18 protein-coding genes are annotated in these 25,428 nt (G+C 58.5%); 9 read left to right on the top strand and 9 right to left on the bottom strand.

The genetic code is table 11. The features are described from left to right. Positions 1 to 16: 16 nt before the first annotated feature. The 3 genes from VGC62_RS13900 to VGC62_RS13890 form a co-directional block, all read right to left on the bottom strand. The gene (locus VGC62_RS13900; RefSeq protein ID WP_331187661.1) at positions 17 to 445 is read right to left on the bottom strand and encodes a DUF2946 domain-containing protein; all 429 of its coding nucleotides are present in this window, start codon (positions 443 to 445) and stop codon (positions 17 to 19) included. 44 nt (positions 446 to 489) lie between these two features. Continuing rightward, complete coding sequence (locus VGC62_RS13895; RefSeq protein WP_331187660.1) at positions 490 to 969, bottom strand: copper chaperone PCu(A)C; 480 nt, start codon at positions 967 to 969, stop codon at positions 490 to 492. A 101-nt stretch (positions 970 to 1,070) separates the two neighbouring features. Beyond that, complete coding sequence (locus VGC62_RS13890) at positions 1,071 to 3,092, bottom strand: acyltransferase family protein (protein WP_331187659.1); 2,022 nt, start codon at positions 3,090 to 3,092, stop codon at positions 1,071 to 1,073. A gap of 604 nt (positions 3,093 to 3,696) precedes the next feature. Between VGC62_RS13890 and VGC62_RS13885 the strand changes: the two genes are divergently transcribed. From VGC62_RS13885 to adhP, 4 genes are all read left to right on the top strand, one after another. Next, positions 3,697 to 4,899, top strand: coding sequence for a propionate kinase (locus tag VGC62_RS13885; protein WP_331187658.1), 1,203 nt, complete (start codon positions 3,697 to 3,699; stop codon positions 4,897 to 4,899). Positions 4,900 to 4,970: 71 nt separating this feature from the next. Then, entirely contained in the window at positions 4,971 to 7,478 is a 2,508-nt protein-coding gene (locus VGC62_RS13880) for a phosphoketolase family protein (RefSeq protein WP_331187657.1), read from the top strand. A gap of 49 nt (positions 7,479 to 7,527) precedes the next feature. After that, the gene (locus VGC62_RS13875; RefSeq protein WP_331187656.1) at positions 7,528 to 9,711 is read left to right on the top strand and encodes an ornithine decarboxylase; all 2,184 of its coding nucleotides are present in this window, start codon (positions 7,528 to 7,530) and stop codon (positions 9,709 to 9,711) included. A 72-nt stretch (positions 9,712 to 9,783) separates the two neighbouring features. Further along, on the top strand, positions 9,784 to 10,824 hold the full coding sequence (adhP, locus tag VGC62_RS13870; protein ID WP_331187655.1) for an alcohol dehydrogenase AdhP: 1,041 nt from the start codon (positions 9,784 to 9,786) through the stop codon (positions 10,822 to 10,824). 58 nt (positions 10,825 to 10,882) lie between these two features. Here the strand turns inward: adhP and VGC62_RS13865 are convergent, their stop codons facing one another. Beyond that, the gene (locus tag VGC62_RS13865) at positions 10,883 to 11,605 is read right to left on the bottom strand and encodes a murein L,D-transpeptidase catalytic domain family protein (RefSeq protein ID WP_331187654.1); all 723 of its coding nucleotides are present in this window, start codon (positions 11,603 to 11,605) and stop codon (positions 10,883 to 10,885) included. A gap of 138 nt (positions 11,606 to 11,743) precedes the next feature. Between VGC62_RS13865 and VGC62_RS13860 the strand changes: the two genes are divergently transcribed. Next, positions 11,744 to 13,411 carry a L,D-transpeptidase family protein gene (locus VGC62_RS13860; RefSeq protein WP_331187653.1) on the top strand — a complete coding sequence of 556 codons (1,668 nt, stop codon included), beginning with the start codon at positions 11,744 to 11,746 and terminating at the stop codon, positions 13,409 to 13,411. A 56-nt stretch (positions 13,412 to 13,467) separates the two neighbouring features. On the opposite strand, the gene VGC62_RS13855 is transcribed toward VGC62_RS13860, so the two are convergent. After that, a complete protein-coding gene (locus VGC62_RS13855) occupies positions 13,468 to 14,646 on the bottom strand; it encodes an acetyl-CoA C-acetyltransferase (protein ID WP_331187652.1) in 1,179 nt (392 codons plus the stop codon). A 174-nt stretch (positions 14,647 to 14,820) separates the two neighbouring features. Continuing rightward, positions 14,821 to 16,443, bottom strand: coding sequence for an acyl-CoA synthetase (locus VGC62_RS13850; protein WP_331187651.1), 1,623 nt, complete (start codon positions 16,441 to 16,443; stop codon positions 14,821 to 14,823). A gap of 261 nt (positions 16,444 to 16,704) precedes the next feature. Here VGC62_RS13850 and VGC62_RS13845 point away from each other — a divergent pair, with 261 nt between their 5' ends. Next, on the top strand, positions 16,705 to 18,993 hold the full coding sequence (locus VGC62_RS13845; protein WP_331187650.1) for a PAS domain S-box protein: 2,289 nt from the start codon (positions 16,705 to 16,707) through the stop codon (positions 18,991 to 18,993). 4 nt (positions 18,994 to 18,997) lie between these two features. Beyond that, positions 18,998 to 19,633 (top strand): response regulator transcription factor, encoded by a 636-nt coding sequence (locus VGC62_RS13840; protein ID WP_331187649.1) that lies wholly within the window; start codon positions 18,998 to 19,000, stop codon positions 19,631 to 19,633. Positions 19,634 to 19,639: 6 nt separating this feature from the next. On the opposite strand, the gene VGC62_RS13835 is transcribed toward VGC62_RS13840, so the two are convergent. Further along, positions 19,640 to 20,254, bottom strand: a complete 615-nt coding sequence (locus VGC62_RS13835; RefSeq protein ID WP_331187648.1) for a TetR/AcrR family transcriptional regulator — start codon at positions 20,252 to 20,254, stop codon at positions 19,640 to 19,642. Then, positions 20,247 to 21,098, bottom strand: a complete 852-nt coding sequence (locus tag VGC62_RS13830; protein ID WP_331187647.1) for a 3-hydroxybutyryl-CoA dehydrogenase — start codon at positions 21,096 to 21,098, stop codon at positions 20,247 to 20,249. Before VGC62_RS13830 ends, VGC62_RS13835 begins: the two co-directional genes overlap by 8 nt. A gap of 170 nt (positions 21,099 to 21,268) precedes the next feature. Between VGC62_RS13830 and VGC62_RS13825 the strand changes: the two genes are divergently transcribed. Next, positions 21,269 to 22,321, top strand: a complete 1,053-nt coding sequence (locus tag VGC62_RS13825; protein WP_331187667.1) for an AraC family transcriptional regulator — start codon at positions 21,269 to 21,271, stop codon at positions 22,319 to 22,321. A gap of 4 nt (positions 22,322 to 22,325) precedes the next feature. Here VGC62_RS13825 and VGC62_RS13820 read toward each other — a convergent pair whose 3' ends face one another. Continuing rightward, positions 22,326 to 23,345 carry an AraC family transcriptional regulator gene (locus VGC62_RS13820; RefSeq protein WP_331187646.1) on the bottom strand — a complete coding sequence of 340 codons (1,020 nt, stop codon included), beginning with the start codon at positions 23,343 to 23,345 and terminating at the stop codon, positions 22,326 to 22,328. Between the two features lie 266 nt (positions 23,346 to 23,611). Between VGC62_RS13820 and VGC62_RS13815 the strand changes: the two genes are divergently transcribed. Next, positions 23,612 to 25,390: an acyl-CoA dehydrogenase gene (locus VGC62_RS13815; protein ID WP_331187645.1), complete on the top strand. Its 1,779-nt coding sequence runs from the start codon at positions 23,612 to 23,614 to the stop codon at positions 25,388 to 25,390. Positions 25,391 to 25,428: the final 38 nt, after the last annotated feature.

Genomic DNA, 25,428 nt, shown 5'->3' with positions numbered 1-25,428 from the left:
AAATCTTTTTTGATTTTTAAGCCGGTGACGAGAGCGGCGGGGCGCGACTGCGGGCGTTGGGGAAGACGCTGCGCTGGGCGTGGCCCCGCTGTGGCGCAGCGTTGAAAAAGTCGGCGGGTTTGGGGGGCGTCGGCGCGAGAACCGCAAGCGCCTGAGGTAATGCGGGGCAACTGAACAACAGCGTGCAGTAACCGCATTTGGCCCATAGCGCATGGTCGTAGGCCACAGTCTCGGCAGCGGTTACATGCTGCATGTCGGCGTGGTCTGCCGACATCTCGATGTGCGAAGACATGTCCATGCTGGCCGACATGCCTGCGTGATGATTCATCGGCATCGCTTGGGAGATCAGCGGTCCGATGAAAATCATCAGCATGGCGAACAGGCTCAGCCAAGTGCCCGACGTTTTGTGCGCGGGGTTGGATGATCTGCTGCGTGGCGCGTTCATGCGGTTCAGGTCAGGTCAGGTCAGGTCAGGTTGTGCGGTGGCTATCAATGGGCGTGAGCGGCATCGGAAGATTCATCAGGTGCCTGTTTGAGCACCAGAACGTTGACGGTCACATCACCCGATTTTTCGAAATGCAAGGTCAAGGGAAACTGCTGGCCATCCACCAGTCTTGCGCGGTCTTTGAGGTCCAGCAGCATCACGTGGTAGGCCATCGGTGCGAAGGCGACGTCGCCACCCGCCGGGACCTCGACAATGTGTACCTGCTGCATCTTCATCAGGCCATCTTTATGAATGTGCTCGTGCAACTGCGCTTCACCAGCGATGGGGGTGTCGACAGCAGTCAGGCGATCAGGCACCGCGCCGTTATTGTGAATCTTGAAATACGCCGCCACCGTCGGTGCGTTCGGTGGCAGCTCCATCGACCATGGGTGTTCGATATGCAGCTGGCCTGCGTCATATTCATGGGCGTCAACATAGCAAGCGGGCAACATCACAGCAGCCAGCAACAGTATTTTTCTCAGCACGGGTCAGCCTCCAATCCATGTCGGCTATTTAGCCTGAATGGACCTGAGATGTAAAAAGTTGACTCGGGGACATACAAGTGCCGTTGGCTAATCACTTTTCACTACTGAAAAATATTGGCGTCGATTTCGCCAGCGATCATTTTTGCCCCGTGGGCGTTGAGGTGGTTGAAGTCTTGATACCACGAGCTGGTATCGCCGATCAGGCAGGTGTGGTCTTTGCAGAACAGGTTGTCTAGCGTGACCAGCTTGATGCGATTGCGCAGGCTTTGCGCCTGGAACAGCTCGCGGGTGTAGCGTTGCAGCGCGTCATGCTTGGCCAAGGGGACCGAGACGTCATACACCAGTTGCTGTTTCTGTTGTTCAGGCTCCGAGGCTTGGCGTGCCAAGCGGTAATAAAGGTTCTTGGGGTTGATCATTTGTTGTGGCACTTGCGCGACGATGTAGATGTCGGTGCCGATACTTTTATAGGCATCGATGGTGCGGTCCAACGCCTCGGTAAAGACCTGGCGCGAAGCCTCCCGAGATTTGCTGCGACTTTGTGGGGTCACCAGGAAGTACCTGCTGATTTCCTTCTGGTCATAGTCGCCATCGGTATAGAGCGTCCAGCGTGAGACCATCACCAAACGCTTGATGCCTTTGCTCTTGATGTATTCAAACTCGCGATTGGCCAGGTCAGTACACACCCCGGCGTTGTAGTTGCCGTTGGCAACGTCAAGCCCGAGCAGGGGCGGACAGCCACCCAAGCCTATATGCACGATGGTTTCGCCGTGGGCTCTGGCGGCTGCGTCAAACGCTGGAAGTAGCGCCTCGGAATGGCTGTCGCCAAACACCGCCAGGTCAGGTGTCACCTGCGCATTTGCCATGCCAAACAGACAGAAATCCACCACTCCGCTTTTGCCATCATCGTTGCTGGCACAGCGACTGCGCACGTCAGTTTCGGCGAATTCGCCGTCGATGGCGCGATCAATGTTGAAGCGCTGATTGAAACCGTTGTTCAGGTAGCCTGTGAGCCCAAATGCAATGAACAGCATTGAGCCCACCGCACCCATGGCAAAAATCCGTTTGCGACTGAATGAGCCTTTTTGCCGAAAAGCCTGTTCGACATACCGCCAGCTCAAGTAGGCCAGTACCAGGGATAAAGCAGACAACGCGAGCATGGTCGCGACGGGTGGCTCCTTGAGCGCGCTTTGCCGAGCAAACGCGAAGATGGGTTGATGCCAGAGGTAGGCGCTGTAGCTGATCAGGCCGATGAACACGAAGCCCCGGCTGCTTAGCACCTGCCCGACCCATGTCTGCGGGGTCGCAAATAGAATAATCAGCGCTGCACCTAACGCAGGCACTAACGCGTGAAGCCCCGGGAACTGCGTACTGCTGTCGAACGCAAATACGGCGTAGGCGATCATTCCAATCCCAAGCAGCGTTGCGAATTGGTTGAGTGGGCCGTGGGCGTTTTCGGTGCGTGGCCGCCAGGAGAAGTAAAACGCAACGAACGATCCCACCAGCAATTCCCAGGCCCTGGCATGCAATAGGTAAAAACTGCCACTGGTGCCTGCGGCGGCGCCGATCTGCGAGGACGTCAGGCTGATGATTGCGCCGACCGCCAGCAGCGCAACGATCCAGGCGCGGCCCCACTTCCAGGTCGCCATCAGAATCAGTGGGAAAAACACGTAATACTGCTCCTCCACCGCGAGCGTCCACGTGTGCAGCAGCGGTTTGAGTTCTGCGGTTGCATCGAAGTAGCCACTTTCCAGCCAGAACAACAGGTTCGACGAGAACATCGGCACCGCCACCAGGCTTTTGGCGAAGTATTTGAAGTCCGGTGGGTCGAGAATCAGCCAGGCCGCAGGCAGGCAGATCAACATCATTACAAACAACGACGGCAGGATGCGTCGGGCTCGCCGCTCATAGAACGTCGCCACTGAAAATTTACCGGCCAGCATCTCGGAGAGGATGATCGAGGTGATCAGATAACCTGAAATCACGAAGAAAACATCGACCCCCACGAATCCGCCAGAAAACACGTGCAAACCGGAATGAAAGAGGATGACCGGTATCACCGCGATTGCCCGCAGTCCGTCTACTTCCGGGCGATATTTGAGTGCAGGGTTATGAACATTACCCATGGTGGGTTCTTCCTTGTCAGCGAAAAGGTGTTTGGGAGGCAATGGGCGAACGCGAAAAAAAGGCAAGCGAAGAGACGGGCGCAGGCCGGAGCAAACGTCCGGGTGTGCTACCGCAAGCACATCCAAATGAGGTGATAAGCGCCGCAGAGGGCAAAACGAAAGGGGTGTGGCTGTAACCGTGGTAAACGACTGCTGGATTTGTACCTGACCCGCAAAGAGCTGTCCAGCGCGAAGAGACTAACGCGCAGTCCAACGCCCTGACGATTCAGGCGATCTATGTTCAACGAAAGAAACAGCAGTTGGAATCCCGACCTTGAACCACACGTTGGGAGCGGTTATTAAATGGGCGCTCATAGAATCTCAGTGGTCTACTCTGGTGTCTGGCGGGCAGGCGGTTGAAGTAGGTGGCCGGGTCCTATGGGTGGTTCTGATGAGGTCGTGGCGCGTGTGAAAACGCTGCATGTGCATTGTGCCTGCGCCTTGTCTTCCCGCACTTTCTGATCCAGATCAATACCGCGCAGGCTCAGTCTGTCAGGCTGACGGCCGGTTAATCGGCCGCCGTACAACACAGGTTGACGATTGAGCACCATCAACGGAGTGCTCCATGAATGACGAACCGCGTCATGTATTGCTGGTCCTGAACGCAGGGTCCTCAAGTATCAAGTTTTCGCTGTACAGCACCCTGTTTGAGACCTTGCCCCAGCCTCAATGCCTGGGCAGTGGTAGTTTCGAAGTGCGCCACGATATCGAGCGACTGACGTATCGGCAAACCGGCAGCGCGGATGAACAGCAGCAACAATGGCCGAGCGGCGAGGGGGCCTCAAACAATGGCATGCTGGCCAATCTGATCGAGTGGATCGAGCACCACACCGGCTGCGAGATTTCGGCCGCCGCACATCGGGTCGTACACGGCGGCAAGCGCAGTGACATCGCAGCGCGCGTCGACCCTGCGTTGATGAGCGAAATGCAAGCGCTGATCCCACTGGCGCCGTTGCATCAACCGTTGTGCCTGGGTCCCATGACCTACCTGGCGCGTGAGCATCCGGGGCTGCCTCAGTTCGTCTGTTTCGACACGGCGTTTCATCACACCCTCGACCCGTTGGAAACCCTCTATGGGTTGCCCAGAGCACTAAGCGAACAAGGGTTGCGGCGGTATGGGTTTCACGGTCTTTCCTACGAGTACATCGCCGGTGTTCTACCCGATTACGATCAGCGTGCGGCGCAAGGGCGGACCATCGTCGCCCACTTGGGCAACGGGGCCAGTTTGTGTGCGATGCAAAACCGGGTCAGCCGTGGCACTACCATGGGCTTTTCGACGTTGGATGGGGTGCTGATGGGCACGCGACCCGGTCGTCTGGACCCGGGCATTCTGCTATACCTGATGCGCGAGCGCGGCATGACCGTACACGCTCTGGAGCACATGCTGTATCACGAATGTGGGTTATTTGGCGTATCAGGAGGGATTGCCAGCGATATGCGTGAATTGTCAGCCAGTCGGGCGGCTCCGGCCCGAGAAGCGATTGCCTTGTTCGTGCGCAGCGTGGTGCGGGAGATCGCAAGCCTCGCTGCCGTGCTGGGCGGTGTCGATGCCTTGGTCTTCACTGGAGGCATTGGCGAACATGCAACCGACGTGCGTAACGCGATTCTTGACGGTTGCGCCTGGCTGGGTGTCGAGCGCGACCCCGGTACGGATGGAGATCCAAAGCCCCTACTTTCGTTGCCTGGCAGCGCTGTTTCTGCCTGGAACATCGGCACTGACGAGAACGCAGTCATTGCCCGGCATGCCCTGCGATTGTTGCACGGCTGACCTTATACCGATCTTGCATGTCGAAACCTGCGCGTATCGCGCTTTTTTCATCACATCCCCACGGAGCCGCCATGTATCGCTTCAATGCACAGCTTTCCAGCGTCGAGCAGTCCGACACAGCGCCCTTGAATCCGCACGAGATTTCCAAGGGTGAGGCAGAGCCATTGAGCAGCGAATTGCTGTCACGCATGCATCGCTACTGGAACGCCGCCAACTATCTATGTGTCGGCCAGATCTACCTCAAGGCCAACGCATTGCTGCGCGAACCCTTACTGGCCGAACACATAAAACCCCGGTTGCTGGGGCATTGGGGGACGTCCGTCGGGCAGAATTTTATCTATGTACACCTGAACCGACTGATCAGCGAGCGCCATGTCGAGACAGTGTTCATCTCAGGCCCAGGCCATGGCGGGCCGACGATGAACGCCTGCGCCTGGCTTGAGGGCACCTACAGCGACGTCCACCCCGCCATCAGTCGTGACGAAGCGGGCATGCTGAGTTTTTTTCGCAGTTTTTCTACCCCAGGCGGCGTGCCCAGCCATTGCGGGCCGCACACCCCCAATTCACTGCATGAAGGCGGTGAGCTGGGGTATTCGCTGATGCACGCGTTTGGCGCGGTCTTTGACAACCCGCAATTGCTGGTCGCTTGCGTCATTGGCGATGGCGAGGCCGAGACCTGTCCGCTTGAGGGCAGTTGGAAGAGCGTGCATTTTCTGGACCCTCGCCGCGACGGGGCGGTGCTGCCGATCCTGCACCTCAACGGCTACAAGATTTCCGGGCCTACGGTTGAGGCTCGTTTGGCTGACCAAGACCTGCTCGAACTCTACCGGGGGCGCGGGTATCAACCGATCATCGTCGCCGGGGACGATCTGCCTGGCATGCACCAGCGCTTTGCCGCTGCGCTTGATAGCTGCTACGAGGCCATCACCCAGATCCAGCGCCAGGCGCGTGATGAGGGCGGTGCCGCACGCGCGCGCTGGCCGATGATCATCCTGCGCAGCCCCAAAGGCTGGACCGGGCCGAAAGTGGTCGACGGCCTGCCGGTGGAAGGCACCTTCCGCGCGCATCAAGTGCCACTGGCCAATGTCATCGATAATCCCGAGCATTTGCAGCAACTGGAAAGCTGGATGCGCAGCTACGCGCCAGAAACGCTGTTCGATGAGGCGGGCGATCTTCTGCCAGAGCTGCAAGCGCTCACGCCGCCACCCGCCTTGCGCATGGGCGCCGTGCCTTATGTGAACGGCGGCCGCCTGCTGGTTGCGCTGGACCTGCCCAACTTCGCCGATTATGGGCTGGAGGTGCCCGGCCCCGGCCAGGTGATCGCCGAAGCGCCACGCAAGTTGGGTGAATATTTGCGTGATGTGATGCGCAATAACCCGAAAAATTTCCGCGTGTTCGGCCCTGACGAAACCAACTCCAACCGCCTCAATGCCGTGTTCGAAGCCAGCAATCGGGTGGCTGCGGGGCCGTGCCTGGACATCGATGATCATCTGGCCACCGATGGCCGTGTCATGGAAGTGTTGAGCGAGCACTTGTGCGAGGGCTGGCTGGAAGGGTATCTGCTCACCGGGCGGCACGGCATGTGGTCGACCTACGAGGCCTTTGCCCAAGTGGTCGACTCCATGGTGACGCAGCACGCCAAGTGGTTGCAGCAGAGCCGCGAGTTCGCCTGGCGCCGCCCGTTGGCATCGCTCAATATCCTGATCAGCAGCCACGCCTGGCGTAACGATCACAACGGTTTCAGCCACCAGTCCACGGGTTTTGTCGACAACGTGCTGCAACGCCGGTCCGATGTGGTGCGGGTGTATTACCCGCCCGATTCCAACTGCCTGGTCAATGTCTTCGACCACTGCCTGCGCAGCCGCAACTACGTGAATGTGGTGACCTGCGGCAAGCAGCCGGATTTCCAGTGGCTGGATTTCGATGCGGCGCTCAAGCATTGCTCGCAAGGCGCGTCCATCTGGAACTTCGCCAGCAACGATGATGGCCAGGAGCCTGATGTAGTGCTGGCCTGTGCCGGGGATGTGCCCACCGCCGAAGCGGTGGCAGCGGCCTGGCTGCTGCAAAAACACGTTCCGGGCATTCGCGTCAGGCTGGTGAATGTCGTTGACCTGGGCATTCTCAGCGCACCTGAAGACCGACCTCACGGCATGGATCATGTGTCATTCGAGGCACTGTTTACGCGCGCTGCGCCGGTGGTTTTTGCCTTTCACGGCTCGACCTGGGTCATCCACTCCATGGTTCACGGCCGGGCTAACGAAGCACGCTTTCATGTGCGCGGTTTCAGTGATCGCGGCACCACGACGACGCCGTTCGACATGGTGGTGTTGAACCGGATGAGCCGCTACCAACTGGCGATTGATGCCTTGCATCACGTACCGCGGCTACGGGCGCAGAGCCTGGACGCGATCAACTTTTTTGAAAGCCAACTGCGCAAGCACCACGCCTGGATCCGCGAGTATTTCGAGGACATGCCAGAGATACGCAATTGGCGCTGGACCGATGATTTCAGCGACCCCGAAGGCCCGCCGCCGCTGGCGAAAGGGCATTTGCGGGGGCAGACGTTTACCGATGCCTGAGGCGTGCGACGCCTTGCATTAACGAGATACTTATTGCAAAAGGTCCAACATGAACAGACTTAAAATCGCTGCCAGCCTAAAGGCGCGCAGCAGCTTTTCAACTACCCGTGAAGTGGTGGCGTTTTCTGAAACAGATTTGACCGATGTCGCCGCTGTGGTGCTGACCGCAGAAGACTGGCGCGATGGCGAAGTGAGCGTGATCAGCAAATCGGGCTTTGATATTCCGGTGTTTTTTGCGGTGACCCAAGCCGATGAATTATCCCGCGAAGCGCTTCTGGACATCGAGAAGGTGCTGCTGCAAATCAGCGGGGTGTTTGATCTGGGCGCCGACGACGCCGAGTATTACGGGCAAAAACTGGAGCGCGCCGCGACCCAGTACGAAGAAGCCTTGTTGCCGCCGTTTTTCGGCGCGCTCAAGCATTATGTCGAGCGTGGTAATTCAACCTTCGCCTGTCCAGGCCATCAGGGCGGGCAGTTTTTTCGCAAGCATCCGGCTGGTCGGCAATTTTTCGATTTTTTTGGCGAAACATTGTTTCGCGCCGATCGTTGCAATGCCGATGTCGAGATGGGCGATCTGCTGATCCACGAAGGGGCTCCGCTGGTGGCGCAAAAGCGTGCCGCCAAGGTCTACAACGCCGATAAAACCTACTTCGTGCTCAACGGCACTTCCACGTCGAACAAGGTAGTGACCAACGCGCTCCTGACGCCGGGCGATGTGGTGCTGTTCGACCGCAACAACCATAAATCCATCCACCAGGGTGCGCTGTTTCAAGCGGGTGCAACGCCGCTTTATCTAGAAACCGCACGTAACCCATATGGGTCGATTGGCGGCATTGACTCGCATTGCTTCGAGGAATCCTATCTGCGCGAGCAACTGCTCAAGGTCGCACCCGGCAAGGCCGACGAGAAACGGCCGTTTCGTTTGGCGATTATTCAGTTGGGCACCTATGACGGCACGGTGTACAACGCCCGGCAGGTGGTCGACCGGATTGGTCATTTGTGCGACTACATCCTCTTCGACTCAGCGTGGCTGGGGTATGAGCAGTTCATCCCGATGATGAGAGATTGTTCGCCTCTGCTGCTGGAACTGGGGCCGGATGACCCAGGTATCTTCGTCACGCAGTCGATTCACAAACAACAGGCCGGTTTTTCCCAGGCCTCGCAGATCCACAAAAAAGACCGTCACATCAAAGGCCAGGATCGCTACTGCAATCACCTGCGCCTGAACAACTCGTTCATGGCCCAGGCCTCGACCAGCCCGTTTTATCCGTTGTTCGCTTCGCTCGATGTCAACGCGCGCATGCACAGCGGCCGCAGCGGGCATCGTTTGTGGGATGAATGCGTGCGTGCCGGCATTGAGGCGCGCAAGTTGATGATGGACAACTGCACGCTGATCAAGCCGTTCGTTCCGCCCACCATTGACGGGCGTTATTGGCAGGACTATTCCACCGACGAGATCGCCACCGACCTGCGGTTTTTCCGTTATCACCCGGATGAGCGTTGGCATGCGTTTGAGGGCTACACCGAAAACCAGTACTTCATCGACCCTTGCAAGCTGTTGTTCACCACACCCGGCATTGACGCCGAGACGGGTGAGTACATGGCGTTCGGTATTCACGCCGGGGTGCTGGCGACATTCCTGAGACAGTTCGAAATCGTCCCGGAAAAGAACGACCTCAACACGATTTTGTTTCTGCTCACGCCGGCTGAAGGCAAGGCGAAGATGGAGCACTTGGTGGCGCAGATCGGCCGCTTCGAGCGCTTCATCAAAGACGACGCTCCCTTGGCCGATGTGCTGCCTGGGGTTTACCAGGCCCATGAAGCGCGCTATCGCGACTACACCATTCGTCAGCTGTGTCAGGAAATGCACACGTTGTACGCGCGCCATAACGTTAAGCAGTTGCAGAAAGACATGTTTCGCAAAGCCGGAATGCCGGTCGTTGCCATGGACCCACGCGAGGCCAACCTCGAATTCGTGCGCGGCAAGGTCGAACTGATTGCCTTGGAGGATGCTCGCGGACGGATGGCGGCCGAGGGAGCATTACCTTATCCGCCGGGTGTGTTATGTGTGGTGCCCGGTGAAATCTGGGATGGCGCGGTGCTGGAGTATTTTCTGGCGTTGCAGGACGCAATCAATCAATTCCCAGGATTCAATCCTGAGCTTCAGGGCGTCTACCTGCGTACTGAAGAAGATGGTCGTATCCGCGCTTATGGTCATGTCATCAAGCAATGACGCATGCGGGTAGTGTTGAGCAGAAGTCACTTACTCACGTCGGTAACCCCGGCTAAAGAAAGGTAGTAACTCATGACAGGCAAAATGCAAGCGGCAGTGGTAGAGGAGTTTGGAAAACCCCTGGTCATTCGGGAATGGGACATTCCCACCCCAGGACCAGGGCAGATTCTGATCAAGATCGAGGCCTGTGGCGTGTGCCATACCGATTTGCACGCGGCTCACGGCGATTGGCCTTTGAAGCCGACACTCCCGTTCATTCCGGGGCATGAAGGTATCGGTATTGTCGTTGCCCTGGGCGAAGGCGTGACCAGCGTAAAAGACGGCGAGCGTGTCGGTGTGCCTTGGCTCTATTCGGCCTGCGGTCACTGTGAGTACTGCCTTAGCGCCTGGGAAACGGTGTGCGCCAGTGCGCAGTTTGGCGGCTATACACAAAATGGCGGTTTCGCCGAATACATCATCGCTGACCCTAATTACGTCGCGCACATTCCGGCTGGGCTGGACCCTCGTGAAGCCGCGCCGATTATCTGCGCCGGCGTCACCACCTACAAAGGCATCAAGGAAGCGTCCGTCAGACCAGGGCAGTGGATTGCGATTTCAGGTGTTGGCGGGTTGGGGCACCTGGCGGTTCAGTACGCCAAGGCGATGGGCCTGCGGGTGTGCGCCGTCGACATCAATGATGACAAGCTCGCTCATGCCACCAAGCTGGGTGCAGACGCCGTGGTCAATGCCAGGGAAGGCGACCCGGTTGCGGCCGTCAAAGAGGCAACGGACGGTGGCGCGCATGGCGTTTTGATCACCGCGCCGTCGTTGGCCGCCTTTAAACAGGGTGTCGGCATGACGCGCAAACACGGTACGTGTGTGCTGGTTGGCTTGCCACCAGGCGAGTTCCCGCTTGACCTGTTCGGTGTGGTGGCCAACTGCATCACGGTGCGCGGCTCTTTCGTCGGCACCCGTCAGGACATGGCCGAGGCACTGGCGTTCGCCGCTGAGGGCAAGGTCAAGGCGGACATCGAGTTGCAGCCGTTGTCGGCGATCAACGATATTTTCAAGCGACTTGAGCACGGCGATGTACCGTCGCGCGTAGTTATCGATTTCAGTAAGCGTGAAGGGTAGATGATGCGTTAAGCAGGTCGCATGCCGAGGCTTTGTCTCTTGCGAAAGTGAACCTCGGCTAGTTGCGACTTGTATTTGAACCGGCAGTGCTCGCGACCGTGTCGCGGGCACAGTTGACGAACGCCGACTTGCCCAGCCAGCTTGGCTCAGGGTAGTAGGAGAACAACAGCTGGCCCTCTTTCAAGGCATCGATGACTTGATGCGCGATGGCCGGACGTACTGCGGGACACCCCAGGCTTCGACCAATACGGCCCTGAGTGCGGGCGAGGTTCTGGTCGACATAAGGCGCGCCATGGATCACCAACGCCCTGTCCAGCGCGTTATCGTTGAATCCGGGCTCCAGACCTTCCATACGTAGCGAATAGCCGTTATGTCCGATGTAGGTGCTGCGGGTGCTGTATAACCCCAGGCTTGAGGCCATGCTTTGGTTCCGATTGGAGAATTGCTTGGCCATGTTCTCGCCACTGTTGCGACCGTGGGCGACCAGTTCGTGAAACAATAGCGTGCGTTGCTGAAGGTCGAAGATCCACAGCCGCTGTGCGGTGGAGGGCAAAGAATAATCGATGATCGCCAGTCTTTTGGTCGTATCGTAGCCTTGCGCCATTCTGCACTGGGCGGCACGCACCGCCAGCTCGATGACCTTGGGATTGGCATCGGGAGCGGCCCTGGTCAACGCGCCTTGCAGCGTGTCGTTTCCCGGAGCATTGAAGCTTGCCGCCTGAGCGGTTGTCCCGGTCAATAACAGCAAACCCATCAGTAAGACAAAACGATCAAGCGTCATGGGATGATTCTCACGTCGTTCAGCGAATTTAGTAGTGCGACATTCAACGGTTTACCAAGGACGTCCATGCGAGCAATGCCTGTTTCAATCCTTTGCGGATACCTTCTGTCGGCTCTCATTGCGATGAGCCAACCGGCGATGGCCGAGACATTACCGATAACGGCCGCCACAGTACCACAGACGCCCATGGTGCTGGCTCCAACTGATCCGGTGGCGCAGTCCATTCAAGCGCTGCTGTTGCCGCTAGATCGCAGCGTCTCGGCGGCCATGCCTGCCCAGACCATGACCCATCAACGGCTGGATGTGGCGCTGGCGGTGGCAGAATTTTATCGAAACAGGGCTTACGCGGCGGTTTGGAGCGATGATCGCGATACGACGCAGTTGCTCGAAGGTCTTTCCGGTCTGGAGGCGGACGGGCTTGCCCCGGGTGATTTTCAGCTCGCTGAATTGAGCGCCGCCAAAGCCAGTCTGACTGACGCAACGCCCGCCGCAGAGCGCGGCAGATTCGACGTCGCGGCCACCAGCGCCTATGTCAGCGCGTTGCTGCAATTGAGGCGCGGCAAAGTGGACCCTGCGACCTTGGACATGCAGTGGAATTTCGATCCGGCTGGCGTCGACCCTCGCGAAGAAGTCAGTGGTCTGTTCGATGCCTTGCTTGCGCATGACGTCGCCAATGCCTTCCGTCAGGCGCCGCCACAAATGACGATTTACAGCCGGATGCGCATGGCACTCGCGCAGTTGCGTGAAACTCAGGCACGCGGCGGCTGGCCGCTGGTCGAGCCGACTCAAGTGCTTAAATTCGGTGTGATCGATCCGGCGGTGACGCAGCTACGTTTGCGCCTGATCGCTGGCGGGTATCTGGATGCGAGTCTTCCTCTGCAGGACCGTTACGATGAGATCGTCGTGTCAGCCGTGCGCAAATACCAGTCCGAGCAATACCTGAGCGCAGACGGAGTGGTCAGTCGCGAGACGTTGGCGTCGTTGAACGTGCCGGTGCAGGTGCGCATCGATCAGGTGCGCGTCAACCTGGAGCGTGCGCGCTGGCTGCTTTACAAGCTGCAAGGCACTTTTGTGATTGTCGATATTGCAGGCTATAAGGTCGCGCTCTATCGCGACGGGCAGCCAATATGGCGGTCGCGTGTACAGGTCGGTAAACCCTTTCGCAGCACGCCGGTGTTCCAGGCCGAAATCACCTACATCACGTTCAACCCGACCTGGACCGTACCGCCGACGATTCTAAAAAACGATGTGTTGCCGCAAATATTGAAAAATCCGCGTTATCTGGATGCGCACCGTATTCAGGTGCTCAACGGGACCGGAGAAGTCATCGACCCAGCAACGGTCAACTGGCACAAACCCGGTGGCGTGACGCTGCGCCAGCAAGCAGGCCCGGAGAATTCCCTCGGGCAAGTGGTCATTCGTTTTCCAAACCCGTACGCGATTTATCTGCATGACACGCCGCACCGAGAGCTGTTCAACCAGAATCGTCGCGCCACCAGTTCAGGCTGCATTCGGGTCGAGAACCCGCTGCAATTGGTCGAGCTGCTGTTCAATGATCCGGTACGCTGGAACGCCGCAGCCATTCAAGAGCAATTGGCGACAGGCGTCACGACGAACATTAACCTTCCCGTGAAGGTCCCCGTGTTGCTGGCGTACTGGACGGTGGATTTACAGGACGATGCTCGTCTGAGCTTCAAACCGGACGTTTACGGCCATGATCGGGTGGTCTTGCAAGCATTGAATCGACCTGTCTCGACCGCATTTGCCCTTCCTGAGCAGGCACAGACTGGCCGAGCGGCATATTGAGGTTGCGGGCCCTTTTCGTTAGTCAGCCATAACGTCGGCAGGGCCCGCGCAGTTGCTTAGCGCTCTACTGCCAACGCAACGCCTTGGCCGCCACCGATGCACAGTGTTGCCAGGCCTTTATGCACATCACGGCGCTGCATTTCGTGCAAAAGGCTGACCAGAATTCGGCAGCCCGATGCGCCAATCGGATGACCGAGAGCGATGGCGCCGCCGTTCACATTGACCTTGTCGCTGTCCCATTGCAGCTCGTGAGCGACCGCCAGTGACTGTGCTGCAAATGCTTCGTTGGCTTCGATCAGATCCAGTTGATCCAGATGCCATCCCGCTTTTTCCAGCGTTTTGCGAGTGGCCAGGACCGGGCCGATGCCCATGATCGCCGGGTCCACCCCGGCACTGGCGTATGCCTTGATGCGGGCCATGATCGGCAGACCCAGGCTGATGGCTTTTTCGGCGCTCATTAAAAGGACGGCGGCGGCGCCATCGTTCAACGATGACGAGTTGCCCGCTGTGACGCTGCCATCTTTTTTGAACGCCGGACGCAGTTTACCCAGCACTTCGAAGGTGCTGCTGGCGCGAGGCTGTTCGTCTTCGGTGACGATCAGGTTGGAGGCGTTGCGTTGCTTTATTTCGATTGGGGTGATTTGCGCGTCGAAATGGCCGGCTGCCATGGCGGCGCAGGCACGCTGTTGTGAGCGGGCAGCAAAAGTGTCCTGGTCTGCGCGGCTGATGCCGTACTGTTCGGCCAGGTTCTCTGCGGTGATGCCCATGTGATAGTCATTGAAGGCATCCCACAAGCCGTCATGCAGCAAGCTGTCGAGCAGGACGCCGTGGCCTACCCGCAAGCCCTTGCGTGAGCCCGGCACGACATGCGGCGACAGGCTCATGTTTTCCTGCCCGCCGGCGATGATCACCTCTGCATCGCCACATTGAATGGCCTGCGCTGCCATGATCACCGCTTTCAAGCCGGAGCCGCAGACCTTGTTCAGGGTCAGCGCCGGTACGGTGTGCGGCAGTCCTGCCATCAACGCGCTTTGGCGTGCCGGGTTTTGTCCTGCACCGGCAGTCAGTACCTGGCCGAGGATCACTTCGTCGATCTGTTCGGCGGGCAGGCCGCTGTCACTTAACAGGCGGCGAATCACCGCTGCGCCAAGCTCAGTAGCTGGCACGCTGCTCAGTGTGCCTTGGAACGCACCAATGGCGGTACGGCTGGCGGCGACAATGACGACTTCACGCATTAAGGAACTCCCTTTGCCGCTCGCCCGAAGCGTCGCGGCCGCTAATAAAAAACCCGATACCCCAGAGATAGGCGGGCATCGAGTCAAGGTTCAATTGAGGGCGCTGCGCCAACCCAGTCAGGCAGCGTCCAGGTCGTTCAACAAGGCCGAGCGTTTGGGATTGATGGAAAAACCCTAGAGTTTTTTCGCCATGTCACGCAGCACGAATTTCTGGATCTTGCCGGTCGAGGTCTTGGGCAGCGGCGTGAAGACCACGGTGCGAGGCACCTTGAAGCCCGCCAGGTGTTCACGACAGAAGCTGATGATGTCGGCTTCGCGTATGTTCTGGTGATCGGCCTTGAGGGTGATAAAGGCGCAGGGTGTTTCACCCCATTTTTCATCGGGGCGGGCGACGACCGCAGCTTCCAGTACCGCCGGGTGCCGATAGAGCACGCCTTCGAGTTCGATGGTGGAGATGTTCTCGCCGCCAGAAATGATGATGTCTTTGAGCCGGTCGCGGATTTCCACGTAGCCGTCGGGATGGGTCACCGCCAGGTCGCCAGTGTGGAACCAGCCGCCTTCAAAGGATTCGGCGGTGGCGGTCGGGTTTTTCAGATAGCCCTTCATCACGGTGTTGCCACGCATGAAAATCTCGCCGATGGTCTGACCATCATGGGGGACCGGTTCGTGGGTTTTCGGGTCAGCCACCATCACCTCTTCCAGCGTTGGGTAGCGCACACCTTGGCGGGACTTGATTTGCGCCCGATCGTCGAGGGGCAGCTCATCCCATTCAGAGTGCCAGGCGCATAAGGTCACCGGGCCATAGGTTTCGGTCAGGCCATAGACGTGGATGACCTTGATGCCCATTTCTTCCACAGCGCCGATCACCTTGGCCGGTGGCGCGGCGCCAGCGACCATGGCGCTCACCGGGTGGTCGATGGCAGCCTTGGCTGATTCGGGCATGTTCACCAGCGCGTTGAGCACAATCGGCGCACCACACAAGTGGGTGATCTGGTGCTCGCGGATCAGGTTGAGAATCTTCTGCGGATCGACCCGGCGCAGAAACACATGGACCCCAGCCAATGCCGTGATGATCCATGGATAGCACCAGCCGTTGCAGTGGAACATCGGCAGGGTCCAGAGGTACACGGGATGGTTGCCCATCGACCAGATCATCTGATTGCCCAGGGAACTCAGGTAGGCGCCACGGTGGTGGTAAACCACACCCTTGGGGTTGCCGGTCGTTCCTGAGGTGTAGTTCAGCGAGATCGCCTGCCATTCATCTTCTGGCCACTGCCAGGCGAAGTTCGGGTCGCCTTCGGCGAGAAAGGCCTCATAGTCCAGTTGACTGACGGCTTGGCCTTCGCCGTATTCGGGATCGTCGACGTCGATGACCAGCGGCGGATGGTCAAGCATGCCGATGGCAGCATGCACGACGTCATGGAACTCGCGGTCGGCGATCAGTACCTTGGCTTCGCCGTGGGCCAGCATGAAGGCGATGGCCTCGGCATCCAGACGCACATTGAGGGCATTGAGTACCGCGCCGATCATGGGCACGCCAAAATGCGCTTCAAGCATGGCCGGGATGTTGGGCAGCATGACTGCCACTGTATCGTTCTTGCCAATGCCGCGACCGGCGAGGGCCGAGGCCAGGCGCCGACAGCGGCTATAGGTTTGGGCCCAGGTGGCGCGTATCGACCCGTGGATCACGGCAGGGTAATTGGGATAGATGCTAGCGGTGCGCTCGATGAAACTCAACGGCGACAGGGCGATGTGATTGACGTTGGTCGGCGCGAGGCCTTGCTCGAAAATTGACATGGTTCGGGTACCCGGTGGCTGATTATTAGCTCTATTGGCCGAGACTCTTGCAGTGGTGGCAGTGCTGACGATGGCGGCCTTGTGGCCTCATCTTAGGCACGCTGGTTGCTGCAGTAAAAGCTCGGTGACTTATCCGGCCGCTTTTATATACTGTTTGTGTGGATATATGGAAGTACTACCTGAGTTGTATAGTATATCTACTAGATAATAATTAAGCATTTGCGCCGGTCTCTGCGTAGCCTTTCCAATACAGGTTTCTTGATGATTTCCACCTCCGTTCGCTTGCAAAGCTGGCTGCGCTTGCAGCGTGAAGGCGTTGGCGTTGGCGCTGCTGCCTGCGCCAACGCGCTGTGCCGGGCATTGCAGGACTGTTCCGAAATTCGCCAGGCGTTTTATCTGAGTTGGCAGCCGGACAGCGGGACCTACCGTCATGAAGGCCGGGCGCAGCATTTGCCGCCGGGTATTGGCGAAGCCTCACAGAGCAGCGATCAGGTGTTGTATGAGTGCTTGGGTCGAGAGAACTGTCTGGATCTGATGCAGGTGCGCAAGCTCGATTGCTGGCTGGCGGGGCGCTTGCGACGGGCCGGGATCAGTCACGGTCAGGTACTGGAGTTGGCGCTGTCAGCGGGGCAGCGCGGTCTGTTGGTGGTGGAGCTGGAGCCCGAGGTGAGCCAGGACTGGCTCACTCAGGTGCATGCTCTGCTTGAACTGTTATTGATCAGCGTCGGCGGACTGCAACGTGGCTCGCCGCTGCTCGGTCACGATCCGCAGCCGAGTCTATTGCTCGATGCCCAGGCCCGGCCGCTGGAGCTTAACTCGGCGCTGCTGGTGTTGCTTGAGCAGTTGCCCTTGGCCGATGCCTTGAGCTTGCTGCCGATTAACCGTTTGCCGCTGGTCCAGGCGTGCCTGGGGCAGAAACGAGCAATTGAGAACGTCGAGGCGCAGTTCGCCGACCGTATCCTGATCTGGACCTTCATTCCTGACCCTGGAGAAAATCGTGTGCTGGCCCGTTGTCGGGAAGCCAGCGCGCAGATTGTCGCCGAGCGTGAATCGGCCAAGGCTCGACGTCTGTATCGGCTGATTATTGAAAACACCACGGACCTGATTTCCCGGCACACTCCCGATGGCTGTTTCCTCGATGCCTCACCGGCTTCATGGGCCCTGCTGGGCTATTGGCCTGGAGAGCTGCGTGGGCTTCTGGCACAAAGCCTGTTTCACAGCCAGGACCTTGCAGGGCTGATGCAGCGGGCCCGAGAGGGTCTGGAGCAGGATGGCTATCACACCATGACTTACCGCATCCGCCATCGTAATGGCTGCTACTTGTGGTTTGAGACCGCCTGCCGAGCGATCCGCGAGACCTACACGGGGGCGGTTGTGGAAGTGGTCAGCGTGTCCCGTGATATCACCGCTCGGGTCCAGGCCGAAGAAACCACGCGGCGCCTGGCGGAAGTCGTGGAGGCCAACACTGACCCGGTATTGTTTATCCAGCCCAGCGGTGCGGTCACCTACCTCAACCCCGCTGCCCGGCGCATCCTGGGGCTGACCGAGCCGCAAGGCATGCCGAGCCTTGCGCAGTTTCTCGGCACCGATGTATTGGCGCGTCTGCAACGCGAAGGTTGGAACAGTGCAGAACGCAACGGCCGCTGGAGCCTCGACACGCGCCTGCAACCTGCGGGTGGGGCGGTGTCGGTTCCGGTGGCGCTGATGCTGCTGGCCCATCGCTCGGCCAGTGGTGAGCGTTTTTATTCGCTGGTGGCCCGTGACCTTACTGAGCGTGAGCTTCGCGAGGCCCAGCAGCGTCATCATCAAGACGAACTGGCTCACACTGCGCGCCTGGTGACCCTGGGTGAATTGGCGTCAGGCATCGCCCACGAAATGAATCAGCCGCTGGCCGCAGTGGTTAACTACGCCAACGCAAGCCAGCGTTATCTGCAGGCCTTGGGTAGCACCTCTGAAGCTGCCGAGCGGGTGGCTCAAGGTTTGGAGCGCATTGCGGTGCATGCCAATCACGCGGCGGAGGTGATCAAGCGCCTACGCGCCTTTTTGCGCAAGGGACGAAGGCGCATGGAGGCCCTGAACCTGGCCGAAGTCGCCCGTGAAGCGGTGCGTCTGTGCGCCTGGGAAGCGGGTGATTGTCAGGTGACGATCGAGGATCGCCTGCCGGATAATCTGCCGCCGCTTTATGCCGACAGGGTGCTGCTTGAGCAGGTACTGCTGAATCTGCTGCGCAACGCCATTGATGCCAATCGCGAGGCGCATCCTGGTCAGCCTTCGCGCATCGTCATGAGCGCGGCGGCTGAGCGTGACGGGCGGGTGCAGATCTGTGTCAGTGATCAGGGCCCCGGTGTATCGCAGGCGCAACTGGAGCAGATATTCACGCCGTTCTACACCAGTAAGGCCAATGGCCTGGGCCTGGGGTTGTCCATGAGCCGCAGTATCATCGAAGGCTTTGGTGGCGAGTTACAAGCGCTGCCCATGGCGGCAGGGTTGCAAATGTGCTGCCGCTTGCCTGCACTCGCGCAGAGCGTTGCCAGACAACAAGAGGAATGAAGCAATGGTGAGTGTGGCAGAACAGGTGGTTTATGTGGTCGATGATGACCAGGGCATGCTCGACTCGACCGTTTGGTTGCTGGAGTCGGTCGGCCTTAAGGCGCTGCCGTTTACCAGTGGTCGCGACTTTCTCGATGCCTGCGACAGCCGGCTTAATGCTTGCGTGCTGCTGGATGTGCGCATGCCGGGCATGGGCGGCTTGAATGTCCAGGAGGAGATGCGCAGCCGTGAATTGCATCTGCCGGTGATTTTTGTCAGCGGACACGCCGATGTGCCGATTGTCGTGCGTGCTTTCAAGGCCGGGGCTCATGACTTTATTGAAAAGCCCTACAACGAACAACTGCTGCTGGACAGCGTGTTGCAGGCCCTGAGCAAGGCCGACGACAGCCAGAGCCTCGGTGAAGGACAGGCGCGAGTGCAGGCGCGAATGCAGCGGCTGACGCCGCGTGAGCGCGATGTATTGCTCCCGCTGGTGCAGGGTTACACCAACCGGGAAATCGCTGAGCAACTGGGGATTAGCGTCAAAACCATCGATCTGTATCGGGCACGGGTGATGAAGCGTATGGCCGCCAGCCATTTGCCGGAATTGGTGGGTATGGCGATTGCCGCAGGCCTGGTGGATCCATTGCAACTGCGCTAGTACACCTCAGGCGACTGCAATGTGCAGGTTCGGCTTGCTGCTGGCCTTTGTCGCCAACACCCGCTCGATGGCGCCGGTCAGCAGGCTTTCCAGCAGTTCGGTGCGTTCTTCGTCATCCAGCGTCTGCTGTGCCAGCCAGCTCGGAGCGCTGTTCAGGAGAGTGGCGATAGCATGGCCTACAGCTTGCAATGCTTGCGCACTGAGCCGCCGCGGACGCCCGAGCATCAGCAGCAGTCGGCGCTCGTATTGTTCGCGTAATTGCCGCACCCGCAGTTGCAGGTCCTCCGTGAGGCAACTGCTGTCGCGTTCCACCAGGCGGAAATGCCAAGGCATTTCTCGATACAAGTGAAGGTGGGCGTGGATCAGCCGTTGCAGGTTGTCACGCCGTGATCGGGGTTGTTGCTCGATGCGCCCCAGGGTGGCCAGCAGTTCTTCGTAGAACTCTTCGATCAAATCAAGCAGCAGATGCTGCTTGCTTGGGTAGTGGTGATACAACGAGCCGGGGGCTAATCCCAGATAGCTCGCCAGCTCGCGCATGCCAACTTGACCGAAGCCCTTGCAGGCGAACAGCTCCAGGGCCTTGTCACGGTTTTCGCAGAAGCGCGAGCGATGCTCAGCCATAAGTATGAAAGCCGCGCCCGGTCTTGCGCCCCAGATAACCGGCGGCGACCATTTCCTTGAGCAGCGGCGCGCTGCGGTACTTGCTGTCATTGAAGCCGTCATAGAAGGCCTCAAGGATGGCCAGCAACGTGTCCAGCCCGATCAGGTCGGCAAGGGCGAGCGGACCTATTGGCTGGTTGCAGCCCAGGCGCATGCCGGCGTCGATGTCTTCGGCACTGGCCAGGCCTTCCTGGAACACCAGGATCGCTTCGTTGATCATCGGGACCAGGATCCGGTTGACCACAAAACCTGGGCGGTTACCGGCGGTGATTGCGGTTTTGCCCAAGCGCTGCGCCAGCTCTATGGCCAAGGCGTGAGTCGCATCGCTGGTTTGCAGGCCACGAATCACTTCGATCAGGCCCATCACCGGCACCGGGTTGAAAAAGTGCAGGCCTATAAAACCCTCAGGCGCACTGACACTGGCGGCCAGTTCGGTGATGGACAGCGACGAGGTATTGGACGCAATCACGCACTGTTCATTGACCTGGGCTGCGATCTGTTGCAACACCCGCAGCTTCAGTTCGAGGTTCTCGGTGGCAGCCTCGATCACCAATTGCGTGTTTGCCAGGCTGGCGTAGTCAGTGCTGGTGTGAATCTTGTCTAGGGCTGCGTGTTTCTGTTGTTCGTTGAGTGTCCCTTTGCTGACCTGGCGGTCGAGGTTCTTGCCAACCGTGACCAAGGCTTTTTCCAAGGCACTGGCAGAGATGTCCAGCAAGGTCACGTTGATGCCCGCCAGAGCGCAGACCTGGGCGATGCCGTTACCCATGGTGCCTGCGCCGATCACACCGATATTTTGCAGATTCATCTTCAGCCCCTCTTCAATTGTGCGGTGCCGTCGCAGAGCAACCATGCCTTGCAATACGGCCCATGGGGCGCGAGTCTAGATCCCGACAATGTGGCGGCCTATGCCGAAACCTGTCAGTCGTATTGGTGTTTCTTGCCATGTTCACAGCTACAGAGACTCATAATATGTCCATGCGGGAAAAGGATTCAGTCGCCGTCTACTTCGTTCAGGTAATGATTCATGCGCTGCTCGATCAGCCAGAGCGTCTGGCATCGGTGCTGGCGCAAGCGGGTATCGATCAAGCGCTGTTGGCCCAGCCTGAGGCGCGGGTGCCAGCCAGTGCGTTTGCGGCGCTGTGGCTGATTCAGATTCGTGAGCTGCAAGACGAGTTTTTTCGGCTTGATTCCCACGGCATGCCACCGGGCAGCTTCGCCCTGATTTGCCGTGGGCTGATTCAGGAGCCAAACCTGGGCAAAGCCCTGACTCAATGCCTGGCCAGTTTCGGCCTGTTCCTGCGGGATTTTCGTGGCAGCCTCACCGTGCATGGCAAGCGAGCAGTGCTCAGCCTGGAAGCTGGCGGCGGCGATGAGGACACTCGTCGTTATGGTGAAGAAACCTTTCTGGTGCTGATGATCAGCCTGTTGTGCTGGTTGGGAGGGCGTCGACTTCCTATTGATCGCGCCGATTTTCGTCACACTCGTCCACCCCTCAGCGACGATCTGTTGCTGTGGGGGCATAACCTGACGTTTGGAGCAAAAAGCACTGAAATCGAGTTCGCCAGCAGTTACCTGCGTCTTGCCGTGGTGCAGGACCTGGCGTCGCTCAAGGTGTTTTTGCGCAGTGCGCCGCAATGGCTGGTGATCCGGTTTCGCAATCAGGATGGTTTGGCGACCCAGGTGTATCAACGCTTGCGTTGTAACCACTACAGCCAGTGGCCGGCGCTGGAAGACTTTGCCGCAGACTTGCACATGAGCCCCAGTACTTTCCGTCGACGTTTGGAGCGTGAGGGCTGTTCGTTTCAGGAAATCAAGGATGAAGTGCGTCGCAGTATGGCGGTAGAGCTGCTGTGTCAGACGCGCGCCAGCATTGGTGAGATCGCCGAGCAAAGTGGCTTTCAGGAGCCCAGCGCGTTTCATCGGGCATTCAAGAAGTGGACTGGTGAAAGTCCGGGCCGTTACCGCAGCCGGGTCCAGGGCAAACATGGGGCGGCGGGTATCTCTACAGGCACTTCGACGGAGCCCTGACGATTCATTTTTTGTTGAGCGCCGCATCGCGGTAAGTTCTGGGTAATTCGCCGGTCCATTGGCGAAAGGCTCGGGTGAATGCCGAGGGGTCTGAGAAGCCGAGCTGTTGTGAGGTTTGGTTGATCGACATTGACGTCTGGCTCAAGTAATGAATGGCCATGTCCCTGCGCACCCCATCCTTGAGTTTCTGAAACTTGCTGCCCTCGGCCAAAAGCTTGCGCCTGAGTGTTCTTTCGGTCAGGTGCAATTCGGTCGCAGCGCTTTGGATGGTCGCTGTGGCGAGATCATCGGAGTTCTCCAGGTGATCCAGAACTCGGCGTGTGTAAACCGGGTAGTAGGCGGGTCGAGTGAACCAGTCGACAGGCGCTCGCTGTAGGTGATAGGCCAGGGTTTCCGAGGTTTGCACCAGTGGCGCGGCAAGTATCCTGGCATCGAACACCAGGCAAGTGATGGGTTGGTCGAAATACGTTGGGCAGGGAAACATCAAGCGATACTCCGCCGAGTGTGCGGGCGCGGGATGATCAAACGTCACATGCTTCAGAGTGATCCGCTGGCCAATCAGCCAACTCGGAAACCGGTGCCAAAGCAACAGCAAAAACCCCCTTAGCAGGTAGCCCGTGTCCAGGGCGGGGTCGCTCAATGCCATTGAAAATATGGCGTCATCACCCACGACTTTCAGTTCCAGACGCAGCGAGTCGTTCATCACGTTGTAGAAATGGCTGAGCTTGTAATACGCCGAATGCAGGTTATGAGAGTGAACCACTTGCTTGGCCATTATCGCGAAACAACCCTTTGGGCAACGTTGTGAGCCCGCGCCGAAAAACTCGTCATCGCTCAACCGCCAGACGGCTCGCATCAGGCGACTGAACTGGTCAGGGGTGATGCGTAGATGAAGATTGTCCAGCAGCTTTCGGCTGATGCCGGCTTCATTGAGCAGCACTTCTTCATCAAGGCAGAGATGGTGGGCAGCGCCCATCAATATCTGCGCGAAGTGCATGGAGATTGAATAGCGCTCGATGCCCATCGTTCAGGTACTCCGGCAAGGGACGCGCAGTTTAGCTAAAAGTGACTGTCCGTTTATGTCTATTTTTAGACTGATTTGGTGATTGCTGCCAACCGTCCAGTCGATGGAAGCTGAATAGAGTAATGCCCCGCGGGTCTGTGCTTTTTGGGCGACATACGGCGGGGCTTCCGGAAGTGGCCGATTTAGTCAATTGCTGAATGTTTTGCCTGCCTGCAATTGGCGAGTCATGTGATGGCCTGTCTAACGAGTTAACGAGGAAAATAACAATGAGTGGCTATGCCCATCCGTACCGCGATACCGAATTCGTGCTGGAGGAACTGGTCGGGTTTGAGCAGTTATGCGCGTGCGCCAAGCTTGATGATGTCAATAGCGAGCTGGTGTCAGCCATTTTGATCGAAGCAGGCCGCTTGGGCTCTGGAGTATTGGCGCCGCTCAACAGGGTCGGTGATACCCAAGGCGCACAATTGAGTGAGCTGGGTGTTGAGGAAACTCCAGGTTTTGCTGACGCTTATCGGCAGTTACAGGAAGGTGGATGGCCCTCGTTAACCGCCGCAGAACGTTATGGCGGGCAGAATCTTCCTAACGTGGTTGGCACTGCGGTCAATGAAATCTGGCACTGCGCCAATATGGCATTCGCTCTTTGTCCGATGTTGACTCAGGGCGCAATTGCAGCCATTGCCCACCATGGCTCGGCCCAATTGCAACACGATTACCTGCAAAAGCTGGTCAGTGGTGAATGGACGGGCACGATGAACCTGACCGAGTCTGATGCAGGTTCTGATCTGGCGGCAATCAAGAGCCGAGCAGTGCCCAATGGCGATCATTATCTGATTACCGGTCAGAAGATTTTCATTACCTGGGGCGACCACCAGATGACCGACAACGTCGTGCATCTGGTGTTGGCGCGATTGCCGGATGCGCCAGCGGGCGTCAAGGGTATTTCGCTGTTCGTTGTGCCCAAGTTCTTGCTCGACGCGCAAGGCAAACCGGGCGCACGCAACCATGTTCAGTGTATTTCCCTGGAACACAAATTGGGCATTCATGGCAGCCCGACCTGCGTGATGAATTTTGGTGATCCCGAAGGGGCGGTCGGTTATCTGCTGGGTGAGCCGCACACCGGCTTGGCCTGCATGTTCACGATGATGAACCATGCCCGCCAGAGTGTCGGTCTGCAAGGGCTGTCAATCGCAGAACGTGCTTACCAGCAGGCCCGTGAGTACGCGAAGGAGCGTTTGCAGGGCACGCGCAAGGATGGCAGCCGGTTCTCGATTATTCACTTCCCTGATGTACGCCGAATGCTGTTGCAGATGAAAGCGTCGATTGAAGCGATGCGTGCCTTGGCGCTGGTGGCGGCTGCCGAAGTGGACCGTGCCGCCTATGCGCCGACGGCAGAAGCTGGTCGCAGTCATCAAGGGCGGGTCGATTTGTTTACGCCCATCGTCAAGGGCTGGCTGACCGAACTGGCTCAGGAAGTCACTTCCCTTGGGGTGCAAATTCACGGCGGCATGGGTTTTATCGAAGAGACCGGCGCTGCGCAGCATTATCGCGATGCCCGCATCCTGACCATTTATGAAGGGACTACCGGCATTCAGGCGCTTGATTTAGTGGGGCGCAAAACGCTGCTCAATCAAGGTCAATTACTGGGCAGCCTGCTCGACGAAATCGATGAAACCGTAGCGCAACTGCGCAATACCGACGGCCTTGGCTATCAGGCCGTAGCGCTGGAGGCCGCGCTCGGGGCTGGGCGCCAGGCTCTGCTCCTGTTACTGGACAACGCGCAACGCGATCCGGATTGGGCGGGGAGCGTCAGCGTTAACTTCCTGATGCTGTTCGGCTATCTGTCTGGCGGTTGGCTCATGGCTCGTTCCGATTTGCGTGCTCAGGCGCTGTTGGAAGCAGGCGTGGGCGATGCCAGGTTCCTTGAGGCCAAACGAGTCAGCGCACGCTTCTACGCGGAACAATTGCTACCCCGTGTACACGCTTTGTTGGCGGCAGTTAGCGGTGGAAGCGCAAGCATCATGGCGTTGGATGAAGAGCAATTCTGACGTTGCGTTGGTCTTTGTGCCTGCACTCGGGCAGTCCA

Origin of the sequence: Pseudomonas sp., assembly GCF_036404235.1 — a bacterium.
In the GTDB taxonomy this organism is placed as follows: Bacteria; Pseudomonadota; Gammaproteobacteria; order Pseudomonadales; family Pseudomonadaceae; genus Aquipseudomonas.
Note: the sequence above shows the minus strand (reverse complement) of the source record. Positions and strands in the feature narration are given on the sequence as shown.

Bases quoted from the DNA above. Each gene is read 5' to 3' on its own strand.
- VGC62_RS13900 (WP_331187661.1), bottom strand. From the start codon at position 445: ATGAACGCGCCACGCAGCAGATCATCCAACCCCGCGCACAAAACGTCG.
- VGC62_RS13890 (WP_331187659.1), bottom strand. From the start codon at position 3,092: ATGGGTAATGTTCATAACCCTGCACTCAAATATCGCCCGGAAGTAGAC.
- VGC62_RS13885 (WP_331187658.1), top strand. From the start codon at position 3,697: ATGAATGACGAACCGCGTCATGTATTGCTGGTCCTGAACGCAGGGTCC.
- VGC62_RS13880 (WP_331187657.1), top strand. From the start codon at position 4,971: ATGTATCGCTTCAATGCACAGCTTTCCAGCGTCGAGCAGTCCGACACA.
- VGC62_RS13875 (WP_331187656.1), top strand. From the start codon at position 7,528: ATGAACAGACTTAAAATCGCTGCCAGCCTAAAGGCGCGCAGCAGCTTT.
- adhP (WP_331187655.1), top strand. From the start codon at position 9,784: ATGACAGGCAAAATGCAAGCGGCAGTGGTAGAGGAGTTTGGAAAACCC.
- VGC62_RS13865 (WP_331187654.1), bottom strand. From the start codon at position 11,605: ATGACGCTTGATCGTTTTGTCTTACTGATGGGTTTGCTGTTATTGACC.
- VGC62_RS13860 (WP_331187653.1), top strand. From the start codon at position 11,744: ATGGCCGAGACATTACCGATAACGGCCGCCACAGTACCACAGACGCCC.
- VGC62_RS13855 (WP_331187652.1), bottom strand. From the start codon at position 14,646: ATGCGTGAAGTCGTCATTGTCGCCGCCAGCCGTACCGCCATTGGTGCG.
- VGC62_RS13850 (WP_331187651.1), bottom strand. From the start codon at position 16,443: ATGTCAATTTTCGAGCAAGGCCTCGCGCCGACCAACGTCAATCACATC.
- VGC62_RS13845 (WP_331187650.1), top strand. From the start codon at position 16,705: ATGATTTCCACCTCCGTTCGCTTGCAAAGCTGGCTGCGCTTGCAGCGT.
- VGC62_RS13840 (WP_331187649.1), top strand. From the start codon at position 18,998: ATGGTGAGTGTGGCAGAACAGGTGGTTTATGTGGTCGATGATGACCAG.
- VGC62_RS13835 (WP_331187648.1), bottom strand. From the start codon at position 20,254: ATGGCTGAGCATCGCTCGCGCTTCTGCGAAAACCGTGACAAGGCCCTG.
- VGC62_RS13830 (WP_331187647.1), bottom strand. From the start codon at position 21,098: ATGAATCTGCAAAATATCGGTGTGATCGGCGCAGGCACCATGGGTAAC.
- VGC62_RS13825 (WP_331187667.1), top strand. From the start codon at position 21,269: ATGCGGGAAAAGGATTCAGTCGCCGTCTACTTCGTTCAGGTAATGATT.
- VGC62_RS13820 (WP_331187646.1), bottom strand. From the start codon at position 23,345: ATGGGCATCGAGCGCTATTCAATCTCCATGCACTTCGCGCAGATATTG.
- VGC62_RS13815 (WP_331187645.1), top strand. From the start codon at position 23,612: ATGAGTGGCTATGCCCATCCGTACCGCGATACCGAATTCGTGCTGGAG.